We start from the raw sequence: 17,934 nt of genomic DNA, 5'->3' as shown, positions 1-17,934 counted from the left end.
CCGGCAGTATAGGATGAAAAACTTGAATAAATCGATAAGAGAGGTGTTCATTCGTGGATCAAGCAAGGAGCAGACTTCATTTGAATTTGTTTATTCTGAATACCGGCCATCATGAAGCGTCATGGCGCTGCAGCGAGGCTGCGCCTGAATCGGCGGTTGATGTGGGCTATTATCAGAAGCTGGCCCGGATAGCCGAGAGCGGCAAGATGGACTCGCTATTCGTCGCGGATGCGTATGCGCTGTCAAGAGCGATCAAGCACAAGGTGGTCAACGGTCTGGAGCCGTTTACACTGCTCGCTGCGCTTGCTGTCGCAACGGAACGGATTGGTCTGATCGCAACGGTCTCGACTACGTACAATGAGCCGTTCCATGTGGCTAGAAAATTCTCGTCTCTGGATCATATAAGCGGCGGAAGGGCGGGCTGGAATATTGTCACCTCAACAGGCGATGCATCGGCATTGAATTTCAATATTGCCCATCACCCGGGCCATTCCGATCGCTATGACAGAGCTAGAGAATTTCTGGAGACGGCAACGGGTCTGTGGGATGGATGGTCGGAGGATGCGCTGGTGCTGGACAAGGCAGCGGGTGTCTATGCGGACACTGGACAAATCTACGCTGCCAATTATAAAGGCAAGCATTTTTCTGTTCGCGGCCCGCTCAATTTGCCGCGCTCGCCTCAAGGCTATCCGGTGCTGATTCAGGCAGGCTCCTCTGAGTACGGCAAGGAATTTGCGGCACAGACGGCGGAAGCGATCTTCACCGCCCAGAATACGTTGGAAGAAGGGCGCTCCTTCTACGCCGATGTGAAAGCGAGAATGAGCAAATACGGGCGCTCTGCCGACGAGCTTAAGGTGCTGCCGGGTTTCAGTCCCATAATAGGTGACACGCTTGCCGAGGCAAGGGACAAGGAGGCGGAGCTGGACGCGCTGACGATACCCGAATATGGCTTGATCCGGCTGTCTAATTTATTTGAATTTGATCTGTTCCCTTATCCGCTTGACGAGCCCGTTCCGCTGGCACAATTGCCCGATGTCAGTGTGATAAAGGGGCAGAAGGCCCGCTATCAAATGTACGTCGAGCTGGCGCGGAAGGAGAAGCTGACGATTCGGCAGCTGATTCTGCGAACGGCGGCTGGCAGGGGGCATTTTACGATGGCCGGTACGGCTATGCAAATTGCCGATGAGATGGAGGGCTGGTTTCTGGCTAAAGGAGCGGATGGCTTCAACGTCATGCCGCCTTATTTTCCCGGCGGGCTGGAGCTGTTCGTGAACAGGGTTATTCCAGAGCTGCAGAATCGCGGCCTATTCAGAACAGAGTATGAAGGACGTACGCTCAGGGAGCATCTCGGCCTAAAATTTCCTGCGAGCAAAGCCGGACAGCTTGCATTCTGAGGAGGTGGACGCTAATGGAGCTGGAGATGGAGATGTCCCGCATAGCTGCCGCCGTAGGCTCTACCCGTTATATTGCAGTTCGCAGGCGAGTGTTCCGGCAATTAATCGCGGCGCTTATTTATGAGCAGGTCATTCAACCGGAATACGAGAGACTGCCCGATGGAACGGAGAGGTTCACCATCTATGGAGCGGATGAAATGGGCCGCAGAATCCGTTATGTGTGCGAAGGAGCACGCAAGCTAAGCTTCGGGCGTATTCGGCTGTCCGCGAAGCCTGTCTGCAGAATGGCTGGTGAGGAGGAGCAGGAAGCCGATGATCTTGCCCGGTTCTTATGCGAGGTGGCTGAACTGCTGCCGGCAGCGCCCGCTCTGCTTGCTCCCTTCATCGATGAAATCGAGCAGACGCTGCTCAAGGATGCGATGGCGGAGCATGGGCGGCGTCAGTATACAGGGACAGCAATGCTCGATGATTGCGATGAGCTGGAAGGCGGGGTGACGGAGGGACATCCGTACCATCCTTGCTACAAGTCGCGGATTGGCTTCAATCTTCACGATAATGGAGCCTATGGCCCTGAGTTCAAAGGACGGTTCAAGCTGCAATGGATAGCGGTGCGCCGCGAGCTGGCGCAGGTATCGCTATCTGAATTGGCCTATTATGAGACTTGGATCGGGCAGGAGCTTGGTCCTGTGAGCCTGAGGCAGTTCACAGACAGGCTGCGCGCTGAGGGAAAGTCGCCTGAGCAGTATCTCTACATGCCGGTCCATCCATGGCAATGGCGAAAGCAGGCAGCGGCGCTTATGCTTGGCAGCATCAGCAGCGGGGAGATTGTGCTCCTTGGCGAGGGAGAGGATGAGTATACGGCGCAGCAGTCAATTCGCACTCTGTCGAACAGGACAAATCCGTTCAAGGCGAATGTCAAGCTGGCGCTTGGCATTGTGAATACTTCGTCGCTCCGCACGCTCTCGGGCAGACATGTACGCAACGGTCCAATTGTTTCGGATCGGCTGAGAGCGATGATTGAGAGCGACCGTTATTTAAGAGAGGAGCGGCCATTAATTCTGCTGCGGGAGATTGTCGGCATTTCGGTTCAGGCGGGGTGGTTGACACCGTCTCTGCGCGAGGATTCCGAAGGGATGCTGGGCGTCATCTGGCGGGAAAGCATTCATCAGAAGCTTGCTTCCGGGGAGGAGGCAGTGCCATATACGGTCTTATGCCATCTGCGAGCGGACGGACGTCCGTGGATCGATGACTGGGTTCAGAAGGAGGGGCTTGAAGTCTGGCTGTCCGCGCTGCTGTCCGTTACGCTGCAGCCGCTGCTGCATTTGCTGTATGCGCATGGCGTTGCGCTGGAGGCCCATGCGCAAAATTTGCTGCTGATCCATCGTGACGGCATTCCGTGCCGGTTGGCGGCGCGGGATTTCTCCGGTGGTGTGCTGCTGTACAAGGCGACCGGGGCCAATGCCGACCTGTACCCGGAGACGGACCGGCCTCACGAAGTGCGAGATGTGTTTCATAATGCGCTGTTTTTCATAAATCTGACGGAATTGACTCTGTTTCTGGAGCAGCACTATGGCTATGAGGAACGAGCCTTCTGGCAGCTCGTCGCTTCCGGCATCGATCGCTATTGCGACGGTCATCCAGAGCTGGCGGAGCAATTCCGGCTGCACGATTTGTTTGATGAAACAGCCGAGATTGGACAGCTGGCCAAGCGCAGACTGTTTGGAGGGTCCGGTCAGGAGGATCAACACGTACGGAATGTGCTTTCTATCATTCGTACGCGATCAGAAGGAGGCGAGCCAACGGATGAATATGCTGGATCTGCAGGATAGTATACGCTCCAGCCGCTATGTGGAAGTGCGGCGAAGAGTATTTCGGCAGCTGCTTGAAGCGCTCATCTATGAGGAAGCGACTGCGGCGGACGCAGTGCCGCTTTCTTCCGGGGCTGTGCGGTTTACGATCAGCGGGAGAGATGAAGCGGGGCAGGAGGTGCGTTATGTATGCGAAGGACGACGCAAGCTGAGCTTCGGACGGATTCGGCTGTCCCCGGAGCCAGTGCGCAGAATTCAGGGGAAACAGAGTCGGGAAGCGGATGACCCAGCGCGATTTCTCGATGAGGTTTACGGGGCGATGGCGGATAGCCCGGCAAGCCCGGAACACTCGGAACGCCCGGAGCAGCTTGGCGGCTTTATCCGCGAAATCATGCAGACGCTTCTCAAGGATGCGATGGCTCCTCGCGGACAAGAGCTGCTTTTGCCAGCAGAGGCGGAATATGAGGAGCTGGAAGGCGAGATCAGCGGCGGCCATCCTTATCATCCCTGCTACAAATCGCGGATAGGGTTCGATCTCTCCGATCATGCGGCCTATGGCCCAGAGTTCAAGCAGCGCTTCAAGCTGCTCTGGATAGCTGTCCGCAAGGAGCTTGTGGAGCTGGCTGTATCCGGCTCTGTCGAGTATGACACATGGATCGGAGAGGAACTGGGAGCGGAGACGCTGCAGAGGTTTAACGGGCTGCTGCGCGCTGAGGGACATGCGCCTGAGCATTATGTCTATATGCCGCTCCATCCATGGCAATGGAGAGAGAGGGGCGCGGCTCTGCTGTTCCGCTTCATTCGCAGCGGCCAGGTAGTACCGGTTGGTGAAGACGAGGACGACTATACGGCACAGCAGTCGATCCGCACGCTGTCGAACAGAACAGACAAGGCTAAAGCCAATGTCAAGCTGTCGCTCTCGATCATCAACACCTCGGCGCTGCGCATCATTCGGCCCCATCATACGGCGAGCGCTCCACAGCTGTCAGATTGGCTGGCGCGCATCGTTGACGACGATCCTTATTTGAATGAGGAGCTGGGGCTGATTGTGCTGAAGGAAATCGTCGGACTTTCGTTCCGCTATGACTGTCTGCTTCCACCGATTCGGAAGGAGGCGGCTGGCGCTCTGGGCGCGATATGGCGCGAAAGCATTCATAAGCGGCTTGTCGGGGAGGAGCAGGCTGTGCCGTTCACCCTGCTCTGCCATCTCGATATCAATGGCCGTCCGGCAATCGATGGATGGGTGCGGCAGTATGGGCTGGAAGAATGGGTGAAGGAGCTGCTGCAGGTCAGCATCCGTCCGCTCATTCATCTGTTATTCGCGCATGGCATTGCGATGGAGGCGCATGCGCAGAACCTGCTGCTTATTCACCGTCAAGGCCGGCCAGCGCGTCTGGCGATCAAGGATTTGCCGGGAGGGCTGCAAATATGCAGCGGTCCGGCGAGTGTCCGCAGCGAATCCAATGATGCGGAACAAAGCAGCGTATCCAATGGCGGCGGACAAAGCTGTGCGGACAGGGGATCGCATAGCTGCGGGAGCAGTCAGTCCCGACTGGAGAAAGGGTTTCTTCGTTCCTGTCTGGCAGAGGGGATGACGCAAGCAAGGGATTTTTTCGTCGATGCTTTCTTTCATATCAATTGCGCGGAGCTGGCGCTGTTTCTGGAGGCCCATTATGGATTCGACGAGACAGCCTTCTGGCGGCTGGCGGCAGCGGTCATTCATGAATATGAATCGTCATTCAATACGGCTGCGGATGATTCGTTGGGGCAATATGATTTGTTCGCGGAATTTGTTGCTGTGGGACGGCTGGCGACACGGAGGCTGTACGGCGAACATGCGGCGAGCGATCATTTTGTTCCGAACCCGTTATTTGTCTTCAATAAAAGTAAAGAAGGCGGTGCAGGCAATGAAAGTGGAACCGTTGCAATCTGAGGCGGCTCTGGACGCTTCGGCCAGTTCGATCATCCAATGCATAGGCGGAACGCCGCTCGTTCATTTGAGCAGGCTGTTCTCGACAGCTGGAGTCAATGTCTACGCCAAGCTCGAAATGATGAATCCCGGAGGCAGCATGAAGGATCGTCCCGCCCGATACATGATCGAGCAGGGACTGGAGCAGGGGATAATCGGCAAGGACTCGCATTTGATTGAGAGCACATCGGGCAATTTGGGCGTTGGGCTTGCGATGGTAGCCAAAATTAAGGGCTTGAAATTGACCTGTGTCGTCGATCCTAAAATTACGAGAACGAATCTGGAGATGATCAGGCTCTACGGCGCAGAGATCGAGATGGTGACAGAGCAGGATGCGCAGGGCGGGTACCTGCACACGCGCATTAAACGGGTGGCTGAAATGCTGCAGGCTGATCCCAACGGCTATTGGATCAATCAATACGCTAATGAGATGAACTGGAAGGCTCATTATTATGGAGCCGGAGAAGAGATTGTGTGCCAGATGCCGGCTCCTGTCGACTATCTTGTCTGTGCGGTGAGCACGACTGGAAGCATTATGGGCTTGTCGAGACGGCTGCGCGAGCGGTATCCAAGGGTAAAAATCATTGCGGTGGATGCTGCGGGCTCGGTTATTTTTGGCGGCAGGGCAGGAGCAAGGGAAATACCGGGCATTGGAGCAAGCCGTGTCCCCGAGCTGCTGAATCGGGAGGAGATCGATGAGGTGATCTATGTGCGCGACCGGGAATCGGTGGATGGCTGCCATCAGCTGCTGCATGCGGAGGGAATATTCGGCGGGGGCTCCTCGGGCTCGATTATTGCGGCGATCCACAAGCTGGTCGCCAATATAGCAAGGCCAGCGACGATTGTAACTGTACTGCCTGACAGGGGCGATCGTTATATGGATAGTGTATATGACCAGAGCTGGGTCCAGCAGCTTAAGGCGTGAAGGGGGCGGAGTAATGAATGAGCGGAATACGGTTCTGTATTTGAATCGGAACCATATCGAGCAGGTTGGCGGCGGTACGTCAGAGCTGTACGTAGCAGCAGTTGAACAAGCGCTGAAGCTGCATGCCAATGGAGACTATGTCCAGCCGTTGAAGCCGTATTTGCGTGTTAGCCGGGACGGACAGACGGGGCATATCGCGGACAGAATCATTGCTATGCCCGCACATATCGGAGGCGACCAAGCCGTGTCCGGCATCAAATGGATTGGCAGCAAGCATGACAATCCTGGCAAGCGGGAGCTGGAACGCGCCAGCGGCGTTATTATCTTGAACGATCCTGGCAGCAACTACCCGATCGCCATATTGGAGGCCAGCCTCATCAGCGGGATGCGGACAGCGGCCGTCACTGTCATTGGCGCGCGTCATTTGGCAAAGGCGGGCTTCACGCGGATAAGCTGCATCGGCTGCGGAACGATCGCAGCGATGCAGCTCCACTCGATGCTTGAGCAGTTCAGCGGGATTGAGGAGCTGTCGTTGTATGACTGGAACGAGGCCGCATCCGTCAAGCTGTCCCAATCGGTTGCGCAGCGCTTCCCAGCTGTCAGAATCGTCATCACTGAATCAGCCGAAGGCGCGGTGCGCGCGGGCGAGGTCGTTATTACCTGCACAGTAGCAGATCAGCCGTATATTCCTTTCGAATGGCTGAGGGAGGGCGCTTTTGTCAGTAATATATCGATTATGGATTTGCATAAGGATGTATTTGTGAGAGCGGCGAAGGTCGTCGTGGACGATTGGGATCAGTCTAACAGGGAGAAGAAGATCATTAACCAGCTTGTGCTGGAGGGCAGCTTCTCACGGGAGCAGCTTTATGCCGAGCTGGGGGAGATTGTGACCGGGGCCAAACCCGGCAGACAATCCGAGCAGGAAATCATTATTCTGAATCCGATGGGGATGGCCATTGAAGATATAGCCAGCGCGCAGGCGATCTACCAGAGGGCGCTGGCTGCCAATGTCGGCCAGCGGCTGTCGCTGTTCGGCAAAGATGCTTAATCTTAATGGAGGGAAGTGGAATGATGGATATGCAGGAAGGTCGGAATGCTCGATTCATCGCGGAGTCGGAGCATATCGGGCGATTGTTGAACTGCTACTTGCGGGAGCGCGGCATTCCGGTCCCTGAAGTCAGGGCCGAGGATGACCCTTATGCGGCGATGCCTCCAGCTATTCTGCGGCAGCTGGTTGCGGAAGGCCGTCTGATGGGCATAGAGATATCCACGGCCGGAGTTGTTCTCATTGGCGCGGCGGCCTATATTTCGCCGTTCGGCCATCATAAGTACGGTCAACGCTTCTGGAGCGCCAGCCTGCAAAAGCCGTTCGTCTATGAACCGCTGGACTTCGAGGGGGTTGTACGACTCATCGTAAACGAGGCTGCCGCCGTCCTGTCCGGACAGGAGCAGTCCTCAGGGCGAATTGCCTCGCTGCTTGAGCAGATAGAGAGCTCGATGCGCGGCATGACTGCGTATGCGGAGAGCCGCAGGGAGCCTCGGCGCTCGTTATGGAGCTTACAGGGCGCAGCGCATACGCGGGCTGCGGAGCAGTCGCTGCTGTTCGGTCATCCGTTCCACCCGTCGCCCAAAAGCTTGAGCGGCTTTGCAGACGCCGATGTAGGGCGGTATGCGCCGGAGCTTGGCGCCTCGTTCCCGCTCCATTATTTTGCGGCTGCGCCGGGGCTTGTCCGCGAGGAATGGCTGGAAGCGCCGGGCCTGTTATTCCCGGCGGAGGTGACCGATGAGGCGATGCGCCTGCTGCCGATGGAGCAGCGTCATTACCGCTTGCTGCCCAGCCATCCCTGGCAGGCGCAGTATCTGAAGCTTCAGCCGGTGGTTCAAGAGCTGCTGCAGCAGGGGCTGCTCGTTGATCTTGGCGAGCTGGGTGAGGAGCTGACAGCTACCTCCTCGATTCGAACGGTTTGGGATTTTCGGCATCCGATGATTTACAAGCTTCCGCTGCATGTAAGGGTAACGAATTTCATTCGGGTCAACCCGCTAGAGCAATTAAAGCGGTCCGTTGATGCTGGCAGAGTGCTGGCGGCTGTTGCCAGCTCGATACCTTACAGCGGCTTTCATATTATGCTGGAGAAGGGCTACCGAACGCTTTCCCTGCCCGGCGATAAGGAGCGGTCCGCGATGCTGGAGGAGAACTTCGGCGTTATTTTCCGCCAAAGCCCAATCGCTCAGTCAGGAAGCGACCTGCGGCAGCAGCCGCACCAGACACAACAGCCACAACAGCCACAGCAGACGGGGGATCAGGAAGCGCCCGCAGTAGTGGCGTCTTTGCTGGAGCGTCAGCTGTCTTCAGCGCACTCTCCGCTGTGGGAGGCCATTCAAGCAGCCGCCAGTGCAAGGGGGACAGCAGCCGACCAAGCGCTGGTCGAGCAATGGCTGGAGCGTTACTTGAGCCTATCCCTTATCCCGTTGTTATGGCTGTTTTTGGAGCGTGGAATCAGCATGGAGGCACATGTGCAGAATTCGCTCGTCGCGCTGAAGGAGGGCTGGCCAGCGCAATTTTTTGTCAGGGATTTGGAGGGGGTCAGCATTAGCCGCAGCCGCGCCCTCGAATGGCATCCTGCATTACTGGTGGTTGACAGTCCGGCCTATTACAGCGATAGCGAGGCATGGAAAAGATTCAAGTATTATGTGCTGGTCAACCATATCGGTCATCTGATCCATACGATCGCCTTTGACGGAGGGCTGGATGAGGCCGCTTTGTGGCAAATCGTAGGCAAGTCCTTATCGGCCTCCGGCTTTATAGAACAGGAGCAGCATCAATTCTACCTGTCAGATTTGCTCAATTCGCCTACACTGCCAGCTAAGGCGAGTCTCGCCAGCTACTTCCGCCAATTATCCGAGAAGCCCTTGTACGTGGATATTCCGAATCCGCTCGCGGCTGTCTGTGTACAGACTGCACAGGGAGGGAGAATGAGATGAAGCGGATCGTTGAACGGATATTGCAGGATAAGGAGCAGGAGCAGGAGCAGGAGCGCCGCCGTCCGTACAGCGCATATTTGTATGATTTAGGGCATTTGCGCGAGCATGTACAGGCGCGGATGGATTCTCTGCCGCCAAGATGCAAGTTTTTCTATGCGGTGAAGGCCAATTCCGAGCAGCCGATACTTCGAGCGCTGGCTTCGCTCGTGGACGGCTTCGAGACCGCTTCGCTTGGCGAGATCATCAGGGTCAGGGGTGTGGCACCGGACGCTCCAATTATTTTCGGGGGACCGGGCAAGACTGATTACGATATAGAAGAAGGAATGGAGTACGGCGTCAGCCTCTTCCATGTGGAGAGTGAGCTGGAGCTGCTGAGAATCGCTCATATTGCGCAAAGGCGGAGCAGCACGGCGTCGATTCTGCTGCGCGTTAATTTAACCGGTCCGCTGCCAGCCGCCACGCTGACGATGGCCGGACCACGCACGCAATTCGGCATAGATGAAAGGCAGATTCCAGCCCTTCTCCAAACGGTGCGCCAGCTGCCGAATATTAAGCTGGAAGGCTTCCATATGCATTCGATTTCCAACAATTTGAATGTGGAGCGGCATTTGGACTTAATTCGTTATTATTGCGATCGGGTGCGGAGCTGGATGGACGAATTCGGACTGGAGCTGTCCTATTTGAACGCAGGGGGCGGAATCGGCGTCAATTACGATAATTTGAATGACCAGTTCAACTGGCCGTCTTTTGTAGCGGGTTTAGAGCTGGTATGCGGAGAAAAGCTGCCTGCGGGCATGAGCCTGCTGTTTGAATGCGGCCGTTATGTGACGTCATCCTGCGGCTGCTATGCCGCCGAGGTGTTGGATATTAAGCATAATCATGGCAGACACTATGCCGTTCTGCGCGGTGGCACGCATCATTTTCGGCTTCCGGCATCCTGGCAGCACAGCCATCCGTTCGAGATCGTGCCTATTGAAGCGTGGCAGTACCCATTTCCCCGGCCAGAGCTGATCGATAGCGAGATCACGGCAGTCGGAGAGCTGTGTACACCGAAGGATGTTCTGGCAAGAGAAGTGCGGGTTGCCCGTCTTCGCATCGGTGATATTGTTGTGTTCCAGTATGCCGGGGCGTACGGCTGGGCGATATCGCATCATGATTTTCTAAGCCATCCGCATCCCCTGCATATCTATCTCGATTAATTCTGATAAAGGAGAATGTGCGCAATGAACAATATTGTATTCATTGTCGGAAGCCCCTCAAGGGGCTCCCGATTAACCGGGGTGCTGCAATATATGGAGGAGAGGCTTCTCCAGAAAGGCGCGAAAGTCGATTGGATTCAGGTATGCGAGCTGCCGGCAGAGGATCTCATCCATGCCAAATGGGACAGTCCTGCCATAGAGGCCTGCAACGCACTGGTGGAGAAGGCGGATGCAGTCATTGCGGCAAGTCCTGTATACAAAGCGACCTACTCCGGTGTGCTCAAAACATATCTCGACCTGCTGCCGCAAAAGGCATTAGTCAATAAAAGCGTGCTTCCTGTCTTCATCGGCGGCACAATCGCCCATTTGCTGTCGATCGAATATGGGCTCAAGCCGACGCTCTCCATATTAGGGGCAAGCCATCAGATGAGCGGTGTTTATGTCATTGATTCTCAAGTGTCCCGATCGGCGGACGACAAGTATGTGCTTGACGAGGAAGTGAGGCAGCGACTGGATAAAGCCGTGGACAATCTAATTCTTCCATGATGGGATGACAAAATATTATATGCAAACAGATAAAATAAAATATTCACAAACCGGTGCACGAACTTTATCATATTAATTGATAATGATTATCATTTCCGGTTGTTGGATCAAAGTTGACCGATCCACCCATCGATGAATGGTAGTCATTCGAATCGTTGTTTTATACACACAGGGGGTTATGTATCGTGTTCAAATCATCTTCTTTATTCATCTCAGCTTTGGTCTTATGCTTTACACTTCTGGTTAGCGGCTGCGGAGCCAATAATTCAGATACGAAGAATACTGCGGATAAGCCGGGCACGAATGCCGATTCATCCGCTGCCAATAATGCGACTGGCAACAAGCAGGATAATGGGCAGGAAGCGCAGACCCGCAAAATAACCGATGCAAGAGGAGAGATTGAGGTTCCGGCCAAACCGGCGCGCGTTGTCGTGCTGCACAACGGAGCGCTGGACGATTTGCTGGCGCTGGGCGTCAAGCCGGTCGGCGCGCCTTCGATCGTATCGGTGAATGCCAGTTTTCCGGCATACCTGCCGGGAACAGATGGCATCAGCAATATTGGAACAGTCGATCAGCCAAGCCTGGAGGCGGTTCAAGCGCTCAAACCGGATTTGATTATTGGCATCAAGGCTTCACATGAGGCGATTTATGACAAGTTGTCACAGATTGCTCCTACTGTATTCGTAGAAACGCTTGGCGAGACATGGAAGGATAACCTGCGCATTCATGCCGATGCGGTCGGATTAAGCGAGAAGGGAAAGGAGCTCCTTGCCGTTTATGATGAACGGACGCAGCAGTTGAAGAAAGCGATTGGCGATCGAATTGCCGAAACGGAAATCTCGCTCTTCCGTCCGCGGGACAACGGCATTCAAATCTATTTGACCAAGCCGTTTGCCGCAGGCATTCTGGCGGACAGCGGACTGCCGCGCCCGGAAGCGCAGCGTGAAGACGCATTCTCGCGGAATATTACCGAGGAGAGCATAGCCGATTTGGACGGGGACGCGATCTTCTGGTTTTCGCGCGATACAGCATATTTTGAGGAAAAGGTAGAGAAAAGTCCGCTTTGGGCCACGTTGAAGGCGGTGCAGGGGAAGAAGGTATACCATGTGGACTGGGAAACATGGATGAGCGGCAACGGCATTCAAGCCGCCAACAAGGTAATCGATGATTTGTTCACTCATCTTGGGCAATAACGCTTTAGGGGAGGAACAGACTTGAGTGCCAAGCTGACCGGATTATGTGTCGGCATCGTGCTTGTCATCTGCTCGTTGGCGGCAAGTATTATGCTGGGATCAACAAAAATAAATTTGCAAACGGTCATCGAGGCATTCACTGCCTTCGATGGCTCCCGCGAGCATTTGATTGTTCGTTCCGTGCGGCTGCCCCGAGCATTGATTGCAATGATGGTTGGTGCATCGCTGGCACTGGCGGGAGGCATTATGCAGGCTATGACACGGAACGCCTTGGCAGGTCCTGAAGTTTTCGGGATAAACTATGGCGCTGCTCTGATGGCAGTTATCGCGGGCTTTTTATTCAGCCATTCGGCCTTTCCTATATTTACCTGGTCTGCATTTCTTGGCGCGGGACTGGCCTGTCTGATCGTATTTGGCCTTGCCTCTGTCGGACAGGGGGGCCTCACGTCGATGAAGCTCGTTCTGGCTGGAGCTACGATAAATTTACTGCTGGCCTCTATAACCCAAGGAATTCTCATCTTTAATGAGCAGTCTTTGGATGAGATGCGTTTCTGGCTGGCAGGCTCCGTAACAGGACGTGATCTGGACCTGTTTGTTCAGATTGTTCCGTACATGCTGGCAGGGTTATTGCTGACGCTGCTCATGGGCAAGCAGATCAATCTTCTTAGTTTGGGCGATGATGTGGCTGCCGGCCTTGGGCAACGAGTCGTCTGGACAAAGGCAGCTCTGATCGGAATTATTATGCTGCTGGCAGGCAGCGCTGTAGCAATTGCCGGGCCGATCGGATTTGTCGGTCTGGCAGTCCCGCATCTGGCGCGGTTTGCAGCAGGCATGGACTACCGCTGGATATTGCCTTACTCTGCAATATTGGGTGCGCTGCTGCTGCTGCTTGCAGATATCGGCGCACGCTTTGTGCTCCCGGGCCATGAGGTTCCTGTCGGAGTGGTAACAGCTTTCCTTGGCGCCCCGTTTCTAATTTATTTGGCGCAGAGAAAGGGGTGACCGGCAGCGTGGAAGCAAAACGGCGGAATAAGTGGCTGTTCATTGTAATTGTTTTGGCGGCAGCCAATGCCAGTGTTCTAATTCTGAATATTGTGCTGGGAGAATACCCGGTGCCGATTGTTCAAGCATTGCGTACTGCGCTGGGCTTTGGCGGGGACGAGTATAACTATGTGGTCAATATATTACGGCTGCCGAGAGCTTTGGTTGCCTTTCTGGTTGGCTGCGGGCTTGCGTTGTCCGGCGTCATTCTGCAGGCGATAACACGCAATCCGCTTGCCTCGCCTGGCGTTATCGGATTGAATGCGGGGGCTGCGCTCGCTGCCGTCGCAATCATTGTTATGATCCCGTCCTTTCCGATTGCGTGGCTTCCATTTGTGGCCTTCGGCGGCTCCTTCGCGGCAGCGGCGGTGACGTACAGCATCTCCTGGAGAAGAGGAGTATCGCCCATTCGACTGCTGCTTGTCGGAATCGGAGTATCTGCGACAGCGGGCGCATTAATCACATATTTGCTGACCATCGGCAAAATTCATCAGGTAACGTCAGCTGTCATCTGGATGACAGGCAGCGTATACGGACGGGGCTGGGAGCACTTCTGGCCGCTGCTGCCTTGGCTGGTCGTTTTATTCCCGGCTGCCTTGCTTCTTGCGCGTCAGCTGGATGTTCTGCAGCTAGGCGATCATTTGGCGAGAGGGCTGGGAAGCCGAATCGAACTCATTCGCGGCTTGCTGCTGCTCATCAGCGTCGGTCTGGCAGGCGCCGCAGTTGCGATGGCTGGTACAGTCGGGTTCATCGGCCTGATGGCGCCGCATATTTCGAGGCAGCTGGTGGGCGCTTCGAACCGCAGATTGCTCCCAGTGGCAGCATTGATGGGTGGTCTTATCGTTATGACCGCAGATTTGCTCGGCCGAACGGCGTTCGCTCCGTATGAAATTCCATGCGGAATCATTACTGCTATTGTGGGTGCACCCTATATGATCTATTTGCTTTATCGAAAACGGAGGTAGCAGAGGGAATGGGAAATACGGATAGGATCAAACCCGCCGCGACAATAGCGGCTTTAATCAAAGAACGCCGGACGGTTCGGGTATTCAGGAATGATCCCGTTTCCGATGAGCTGTTGCTGGAGCTGCTTAATGTAGCTGTATGGGCTCCGAATCACGGCTTGAGAGAGCCTTGGAGGTTTATTCTGTATAAGGGTGAGGGACGCCGCGTATTTACAGATGCCGTTATCGGCGCATTCACGCCGGATGAAAAAATAAAATATGCCGAGACCAGAGCGGAATATTACATGGGCATCCCGATTCATCTGATCGTTATTCTGAAAGAGGACCCGCGTCAGAAGCAATGGGACGAGGATTTCGCAGCGGTCTGCTGTCTCATCCAGAATTTCCAGCTGGCCGCGTGGGAGCAGGGATTGGGTGTTGTATGGAAAACGAACCCTTACCTGTATGATCCCGGATTTAGAGCGGCAACAGGCGTTCAACCAGGAGAGAAGGTCATCGGTGTGCTTCACGTCGGATATCCCGATAAAATACCGCCAGCGCGTCCACGCACAGCTGCTGAGAAGCTGCTGACTGTGATCGATTGCGACGAACGGAGGTAAGAGAGAGGCGATCGGTTGAATAATTGGAGGATCAACTTGACCGTCTTATGGATCGGCAATTTCATGGTCATGGGGAGTGTGACGATGGTTACGCCTTTCCTGACGATGTATGTGCAGGAGCTAGGCGTACAGGACCCCGATGAGATTGCCGCATGGGCCGGTCTCATATTCGCCGCGAATTTTGTCACCCTGTTTCTGTTTCAGCCGTTGTGGGGAAGTTTGGCTGACCGCTACGGACGCAAGCTTATGCTGCTGCGCGCCGGCTTCGGCATCGCGATCATTGTGGGGATGATGGGGTTTGCTTCATCGCCATGGCAGCTGCTGGCGCTCCGATTTCTAAGCGGTGTCGTATCCGGCTTTACTCCGGCGGCTACGGCGCTGGTAGCGGCTAACACGCCAAATGAACGGATGGGCTTCGCCATGGGAGTTCTTCATTCCGGGAATGTGTCGGGCATGATTCTCGGACCTTTATTCGGCGGACTATTCGCGGAATGGATAGGCATTAGGTATAGCTTTTTTGTTACAGGCGCAGTGACGCTTGCTGCTTCCATACTCGTCGCGTTGTTCGTTCGGGAGAAATTCCAGACCGCTTCGACAGTCAGGAATAATGAGCATTCCATCTATCAGGGCATGCGGGTGCTGCTGAATACGAAGCCGCTGCCGACATTGTTTACAATCAGCGTTGTCATACAGTTTGCGCTAGTAAGCTCGCTGCCTTTAATTCCGCTGTTTGTAGAGGAGCTTCAAGGGGGCGGCGGACAGCTCGCTTTTTATGTAGGACTAGTAATCTCGGTGATGGGGGTTTCCAACCTGATCTTCTCTCCCTTGGTCGGCAGGTGGGGTGACAGGATTGGCTTCAAGCCGATATTGGCGATTTCACTGCTCGGTGCGGGATTCGCGTTTTTAATGCAATGCTTTGTATGGCATTATTGGCAGCTGCTGGCGTCCAGATTCCTGCTTGGTGTTTTTATGGGAGGACTCATTCCTTCGGTGAGGGCGCTGATCAAACATTACTCCCCGCCGGGCATGGAGAGCCGAGCGTACAGCTTTGATACGAGCGCTGTCAGCTTCGGAAGCATGCTGGGGCCGATTTTGGCTGGAGGCTTGTCCCGCTATATGGGCATACGCGGCATATTTTTTATGACGGCCATACTATTATTTGCCAACTTTTACTGGGTACGCAGATCACTGCTTTCCCGCGTATCATCTATTTCCTCCTTGAAGGGCTGATCGATGCCCTTTAAATACTGCGGCAGGCCTTATCATTCTGCATTCTGACACTACCCATAGGGGAGTGTCTTTTCTTTTCGGGTATGATAGACTTCAGAATTAGCGACTATATACAGAAAAGAGTGAGAGTCATGCTTCGACGTTTTTTTTCCTACTATCGCCCGTACAAAGGACTGTTCTTATTGGATTTCACCTGCGCTATTATTGCGGGTCTTCTTGAGCTGGCCTTTCCGCTGGCAGTGAGCAAATTTATTGATGATTTGCTGCCGGGCGAGAACTGGCCGGTCATTGTTCTGGCCTGTGTAGGGCTGCTTGCGATCTACGCGCTTAACACAGCGCTGCAGTATATCGTCACTTATTGGGGACATATGCTGGGTATTAATATCGAGACCGATATGCGGAAAAAGATGTTTGAGCACATTCAGAAGCTATCCTTCCGTTTTTTTGATAATCACAAAACAGGTCATTTGATCGGACGGGTAACGAATGATTTGAATGATATTGGCGAAATGGCTCACCACGGGCCGGAGGATGCGTTTATTGCGATTATGACATTGGCGGGCGCATTCTCGCTGATGGCGTATATCAATTTGGAGCTGGCGCTGCTGACCTTTATTATTATTCCGGTGATGGGCTGGCTAGTTATTTTTTTCGGCCGGAGAATGACCTCGACCTACAGCCGCCTGTTCGGGGATGTCGGTAATTTTAATGCGCGTATTGAGGAAAATGTCGGCGGGATTCGCGTTGTACAGTCCTTTGCGAACGAAAAGCATGAGAACAGACTATTCGCTATTGATAATCAAAGCTATCGCAAGACGAAGCTGCTGGCCTATAAAACGATGGCAAGAAGCATCTCAGTAAGCTATATGATGATGCGCTTGATCACAGTGTTTGTCATGATTTGCGGAGCGTGGTTCTTCATTCAGGGGAAGCTGGAAATGGGCGAATTTATGGCCTTCCTGCTGCTCTCCAACATCTTCTTCCGCCCGATTGAGAAAATCAACGCTGTTATTGAAAGCTATCCGAAAGGGATTGCCGGATTTAAGCGTTATGTAGAAATTATCGATACCGAGCCGGATATTGCAGATTCGCCGGATGCGGTTGAGGTCGAGTTATTCAAGGGCAACATTCGCTTTGAAGGCGTCTCGTTCAGTTATGAGACGGACCGAAAAATATTGCACAATATCGATTTGTCCATTGCAGCTGGAGAAACGATAGCATTCGTGGGGCCTTCCGGCGCTGGAAAAACAACCATCTGCAGCCTGCTGCCGCGATTCTATGACGTGGATAGCGGCAAAATTACGATTGACGGCATCGATATTCGCCAGATCAAGCTTGAATCGCTGCGCAAGCATATCGGCATTGTTCAGCAGGATGTATTTCTTTTCTCAGGGACGGTTCGAGAGAATATTGCCTACGGCAATCTGGATGCAACGGAAGCCGAGATTTGGGAAGCGGCAAGAAAAGCATCGCTGGAGGAATTGATCCGCAAGCTGCCGGATGGCATCGACACAATTGTAGGCGAGCGTGGAGTGAAGCTGTCCGGCGGTCAGAAGCAGCGGATGTCAATTGCCAGAATGTTTCTGAAGAATCCGCCTATTCTTATATTGGATGAGGCGACCTCCGCGCTGGATACCGCAACCGAAGCGGCGATTCAGCAATCCTTGTCCGAGCTTTCAGTCGGAAGAACGACTTTGGTCATCGCGCACCGACTGACGACAATTCGCAATGCGGACCGGATCGTCGTTGTGAACGAAGATGGAATTGCTGAACAAGGCGGGCATAGGGAGCTGATAGCTTCTGGCGGCGTCTACAGCAGGCTGCATGAAGCGCAGCTGAGTAAGTAAGATGGAAGGAAGGAGGCGCGCTCAGGCAGGCGTCTTCTTTTTTTCACGGATCGGTTGTGGAATTACAGGCAGCGAAAGACGGGGCAGCACAGGGGTATTTCCTTCTTTTGCCCATTATCCCCAAGACTCAGGACGGTTTGTAATATTGTCAATTGCACTGCTAGTGAAGTATGGCATTGTAGATTACTGAGCCAAGGGGATAATGGCCAAAAGCAATGCAGACCCATTGTTCTGAG

14 protein-coding genes are annotated in these 17,934 nt (G+C 54.2%); all 14 read left to right on the top strand.

Annotated elements, in window-relative coordinates:
- Nucleotides 1–53: 53 nt before the first annotated feature.
- The 14 genes from L6H65_RS04160 (at nucleotide 54) to L6H65_RS04095 (ending at nucleotide 17,698) form a co-directional block, all read left to right on the top strand.
- On the top strand, nucleotides 54–1,394 hold the full coding sequence (locus tag L6H65_RS04160; protein ID WP_236339178.1) for an LLM class flavin-dependent oxidoreductase: 1,341 nt from the start codon (nucleotides 54–56) through the stop codon (nucleotides 1,392–1,394).
- 14 nt (nucleotides 1,395–1,408) lie between these two features.
- Nucleotides 1,409–3,223 (top strand): IucA/IucC family protein, encoded by a 1,815-nt coding sequence (locus L6H65_RS04155; RefSeq protein WP_236339177.1) that lies wholly within the window; start codon nucleotides 1,409–1,411, stop codon nucleotides 3,221–3,223.
- On the top strand, nucleotides 3,198–5,135 hold the full coding sequence (locus tag L6H65_RS04150) for an IucA/IucC family protein (RefSeq protein ID WP_236339176.1): 1,938 nt from the start codon (nucleotides 3,198–3,200) through the stop codon (nucleotides 5,133–5,135). The genes L6H65_RS04155 and L6H65_RS04150 overlap by 26 nt, the downstream gene beginning before the upstream one ends.
- Nucleotides 5,110–6,096: a 2,3-diaminopropionate biosynthesis protein SbnA gene (sbnA, locus tag L6H65_RS04145; RefSeq protein WP_236339174.1), complete on the top strand. Its 987-nt coding sequence runs from the start codon at nucleotides 5,110–5,112 to the stop codon at nucleotides 6,094–6,096. The genes L6H65_RS04150 and sbnA overlap by 26 nt, the downstream gene beginning before the upstream one ends.
- A gap of 13 nt (nucleotides 6,097–6,109) precedes the next feature.
- On the top strand, nucleotides 6,110–7,144 hold the full coding sequence (gene sbnB, locus L6H65_RS04140; protein ID WP_236339173.1) for a 2,3-diaminopropionate biosynthesis protein SbnB: 1,035 nt from the start codon (nucleotides 6,110–6,112) through the stop codon (nucleotides 7,142–7,144).
- A 20-nt stretch (nucleotides 7,145–7,164) separates the two neighbouring features.
- Entirely contained in the window at nucleotides 7,165–9,078 is a 1,914-nt protein-coding gene (locus L6H65_RS04135) for an IucA/IucC family protein (RefSeq protein ID WP_236339172.1), read from the top strand.
- The gene (locus tag L6H65_RS04130; protein WP_236339171.1) at nucleotides 9,075–10,277 is read left to right on the top strand and encodes a type III PLP-dependent enzyme; all 1,203 of its coding nucleotides are present in this window, start codon (nucleotides 9,075–9,077) and stop codon (nucleotides 10,275–10,277) included. The genes L6H65_RS04135 and L6H65_RS04130 overlap by 4 nt, the downstream gene beginning before the upstream one ends.
- A 24-nt stretch (nucleotides 10,278–10,301) precedes the next feature.
- The gene (gene ssuE / locus L6H65_RS04125) at nucleotides 10,302–10,823 is read left to right on the top strand and encodes an NADPH-dependent FMN reductase (protein WP_236339170.1); all 522 of its coding nucleotides are present in this window, start codon (nucleotides 10,302–10,304) and stop codon (nucleotides 10,821–10,823) included.
- 185 nt (nucleotides 10,824–11,008) lie between these two features.
- On the top strand, nucleotides 11,009–12,016 hold the full coding sequence (locus tag L6H65_RS04120; RefSeq protein ID WP_236339169.1) for an ABC transporter substrate-binding protein: 1,008 nt from the start codon (nucleotides 11,009–11,011) through the stop codon (nucleotides 12,014–12,016).
- A gap of 21 nt (nucleotides 12,017–12,037) precedes the next feature.
- Entirely contained in the window at nucleotides 12,038–13,018 is a 981-nt protein-coding gene (locus L6H65_RS04115; RefSeq protein WP_236339168.1) for a FecCD family ABC transporter permease, read from the top strand.
- A gap of 8 nt (nucleotides 13,019–13,026) precedes the next feature.
- Nucleotides 13,027–14,022, top strand: a complete 996-nt coding sequence (locus tag L6H65_RS04110) for a FecCD family ABC transporter permease (RefSeq protein WP_236339167.1) — start codon at nucleotides 13,027–13,029, stop codon at nucleotides 14,020–14,022.
- Between the two features lie 8 nt (nucleotides 14,023–14,030).
- A complete protein-coding gene (locus L6H65_RS04105) occupies nucleotides 14,031–14,621 on the top strand; it encodes a nitroreductase family protein (RefSeq protein ID WP_236339166.1) in 591 nt (196 codons plus the stop codon).
- 15 nt (nucleotides 14,622–14,636) lie between these two features.
- Nucleotides 14,637–15,851 (top strand): MFS transporter, encoded by a 1,215-nt coding sequence (locus L6H65_RS04100; protein WP_236339165.1) that lies wholly within the window; start codon nucleotides 14,637–14,639, stop codon nucleotides 15,849–15,851.
- A gap of 131 nt (nucleotides 15,852–15,982) precedes the next feature.
- Nucleotides 15,983–17,698, top strand: a complete 1,716-nt coding sequence (locus L6H65_RS04095) for an ABC transporter ATP-binding protein (protein ID WP_236339163.1) — start codon at nucleotides 15,983–15,985, stop codon at nucleotides 17,696–17,698.
- The last annotated feature ends 236 nt before the right edge of the window (nucleotides 17,699–17,934 follow it).

It is taken from the genome of Paenibacillus plantiphilus (assembly GCF_927798095.1).
GTDB lineage: Bacteria > Bacillota > Bacilli > Paenibacillales > Paenibacillaceae > Paenibacillus_Z > Paenibacillus_Z plantiphilus.
The sequence above is the reverse complement of the archived record's forward strand: the minus strand, read 5'-3'. Positions and strand labels throughout refer to the sequence as shown.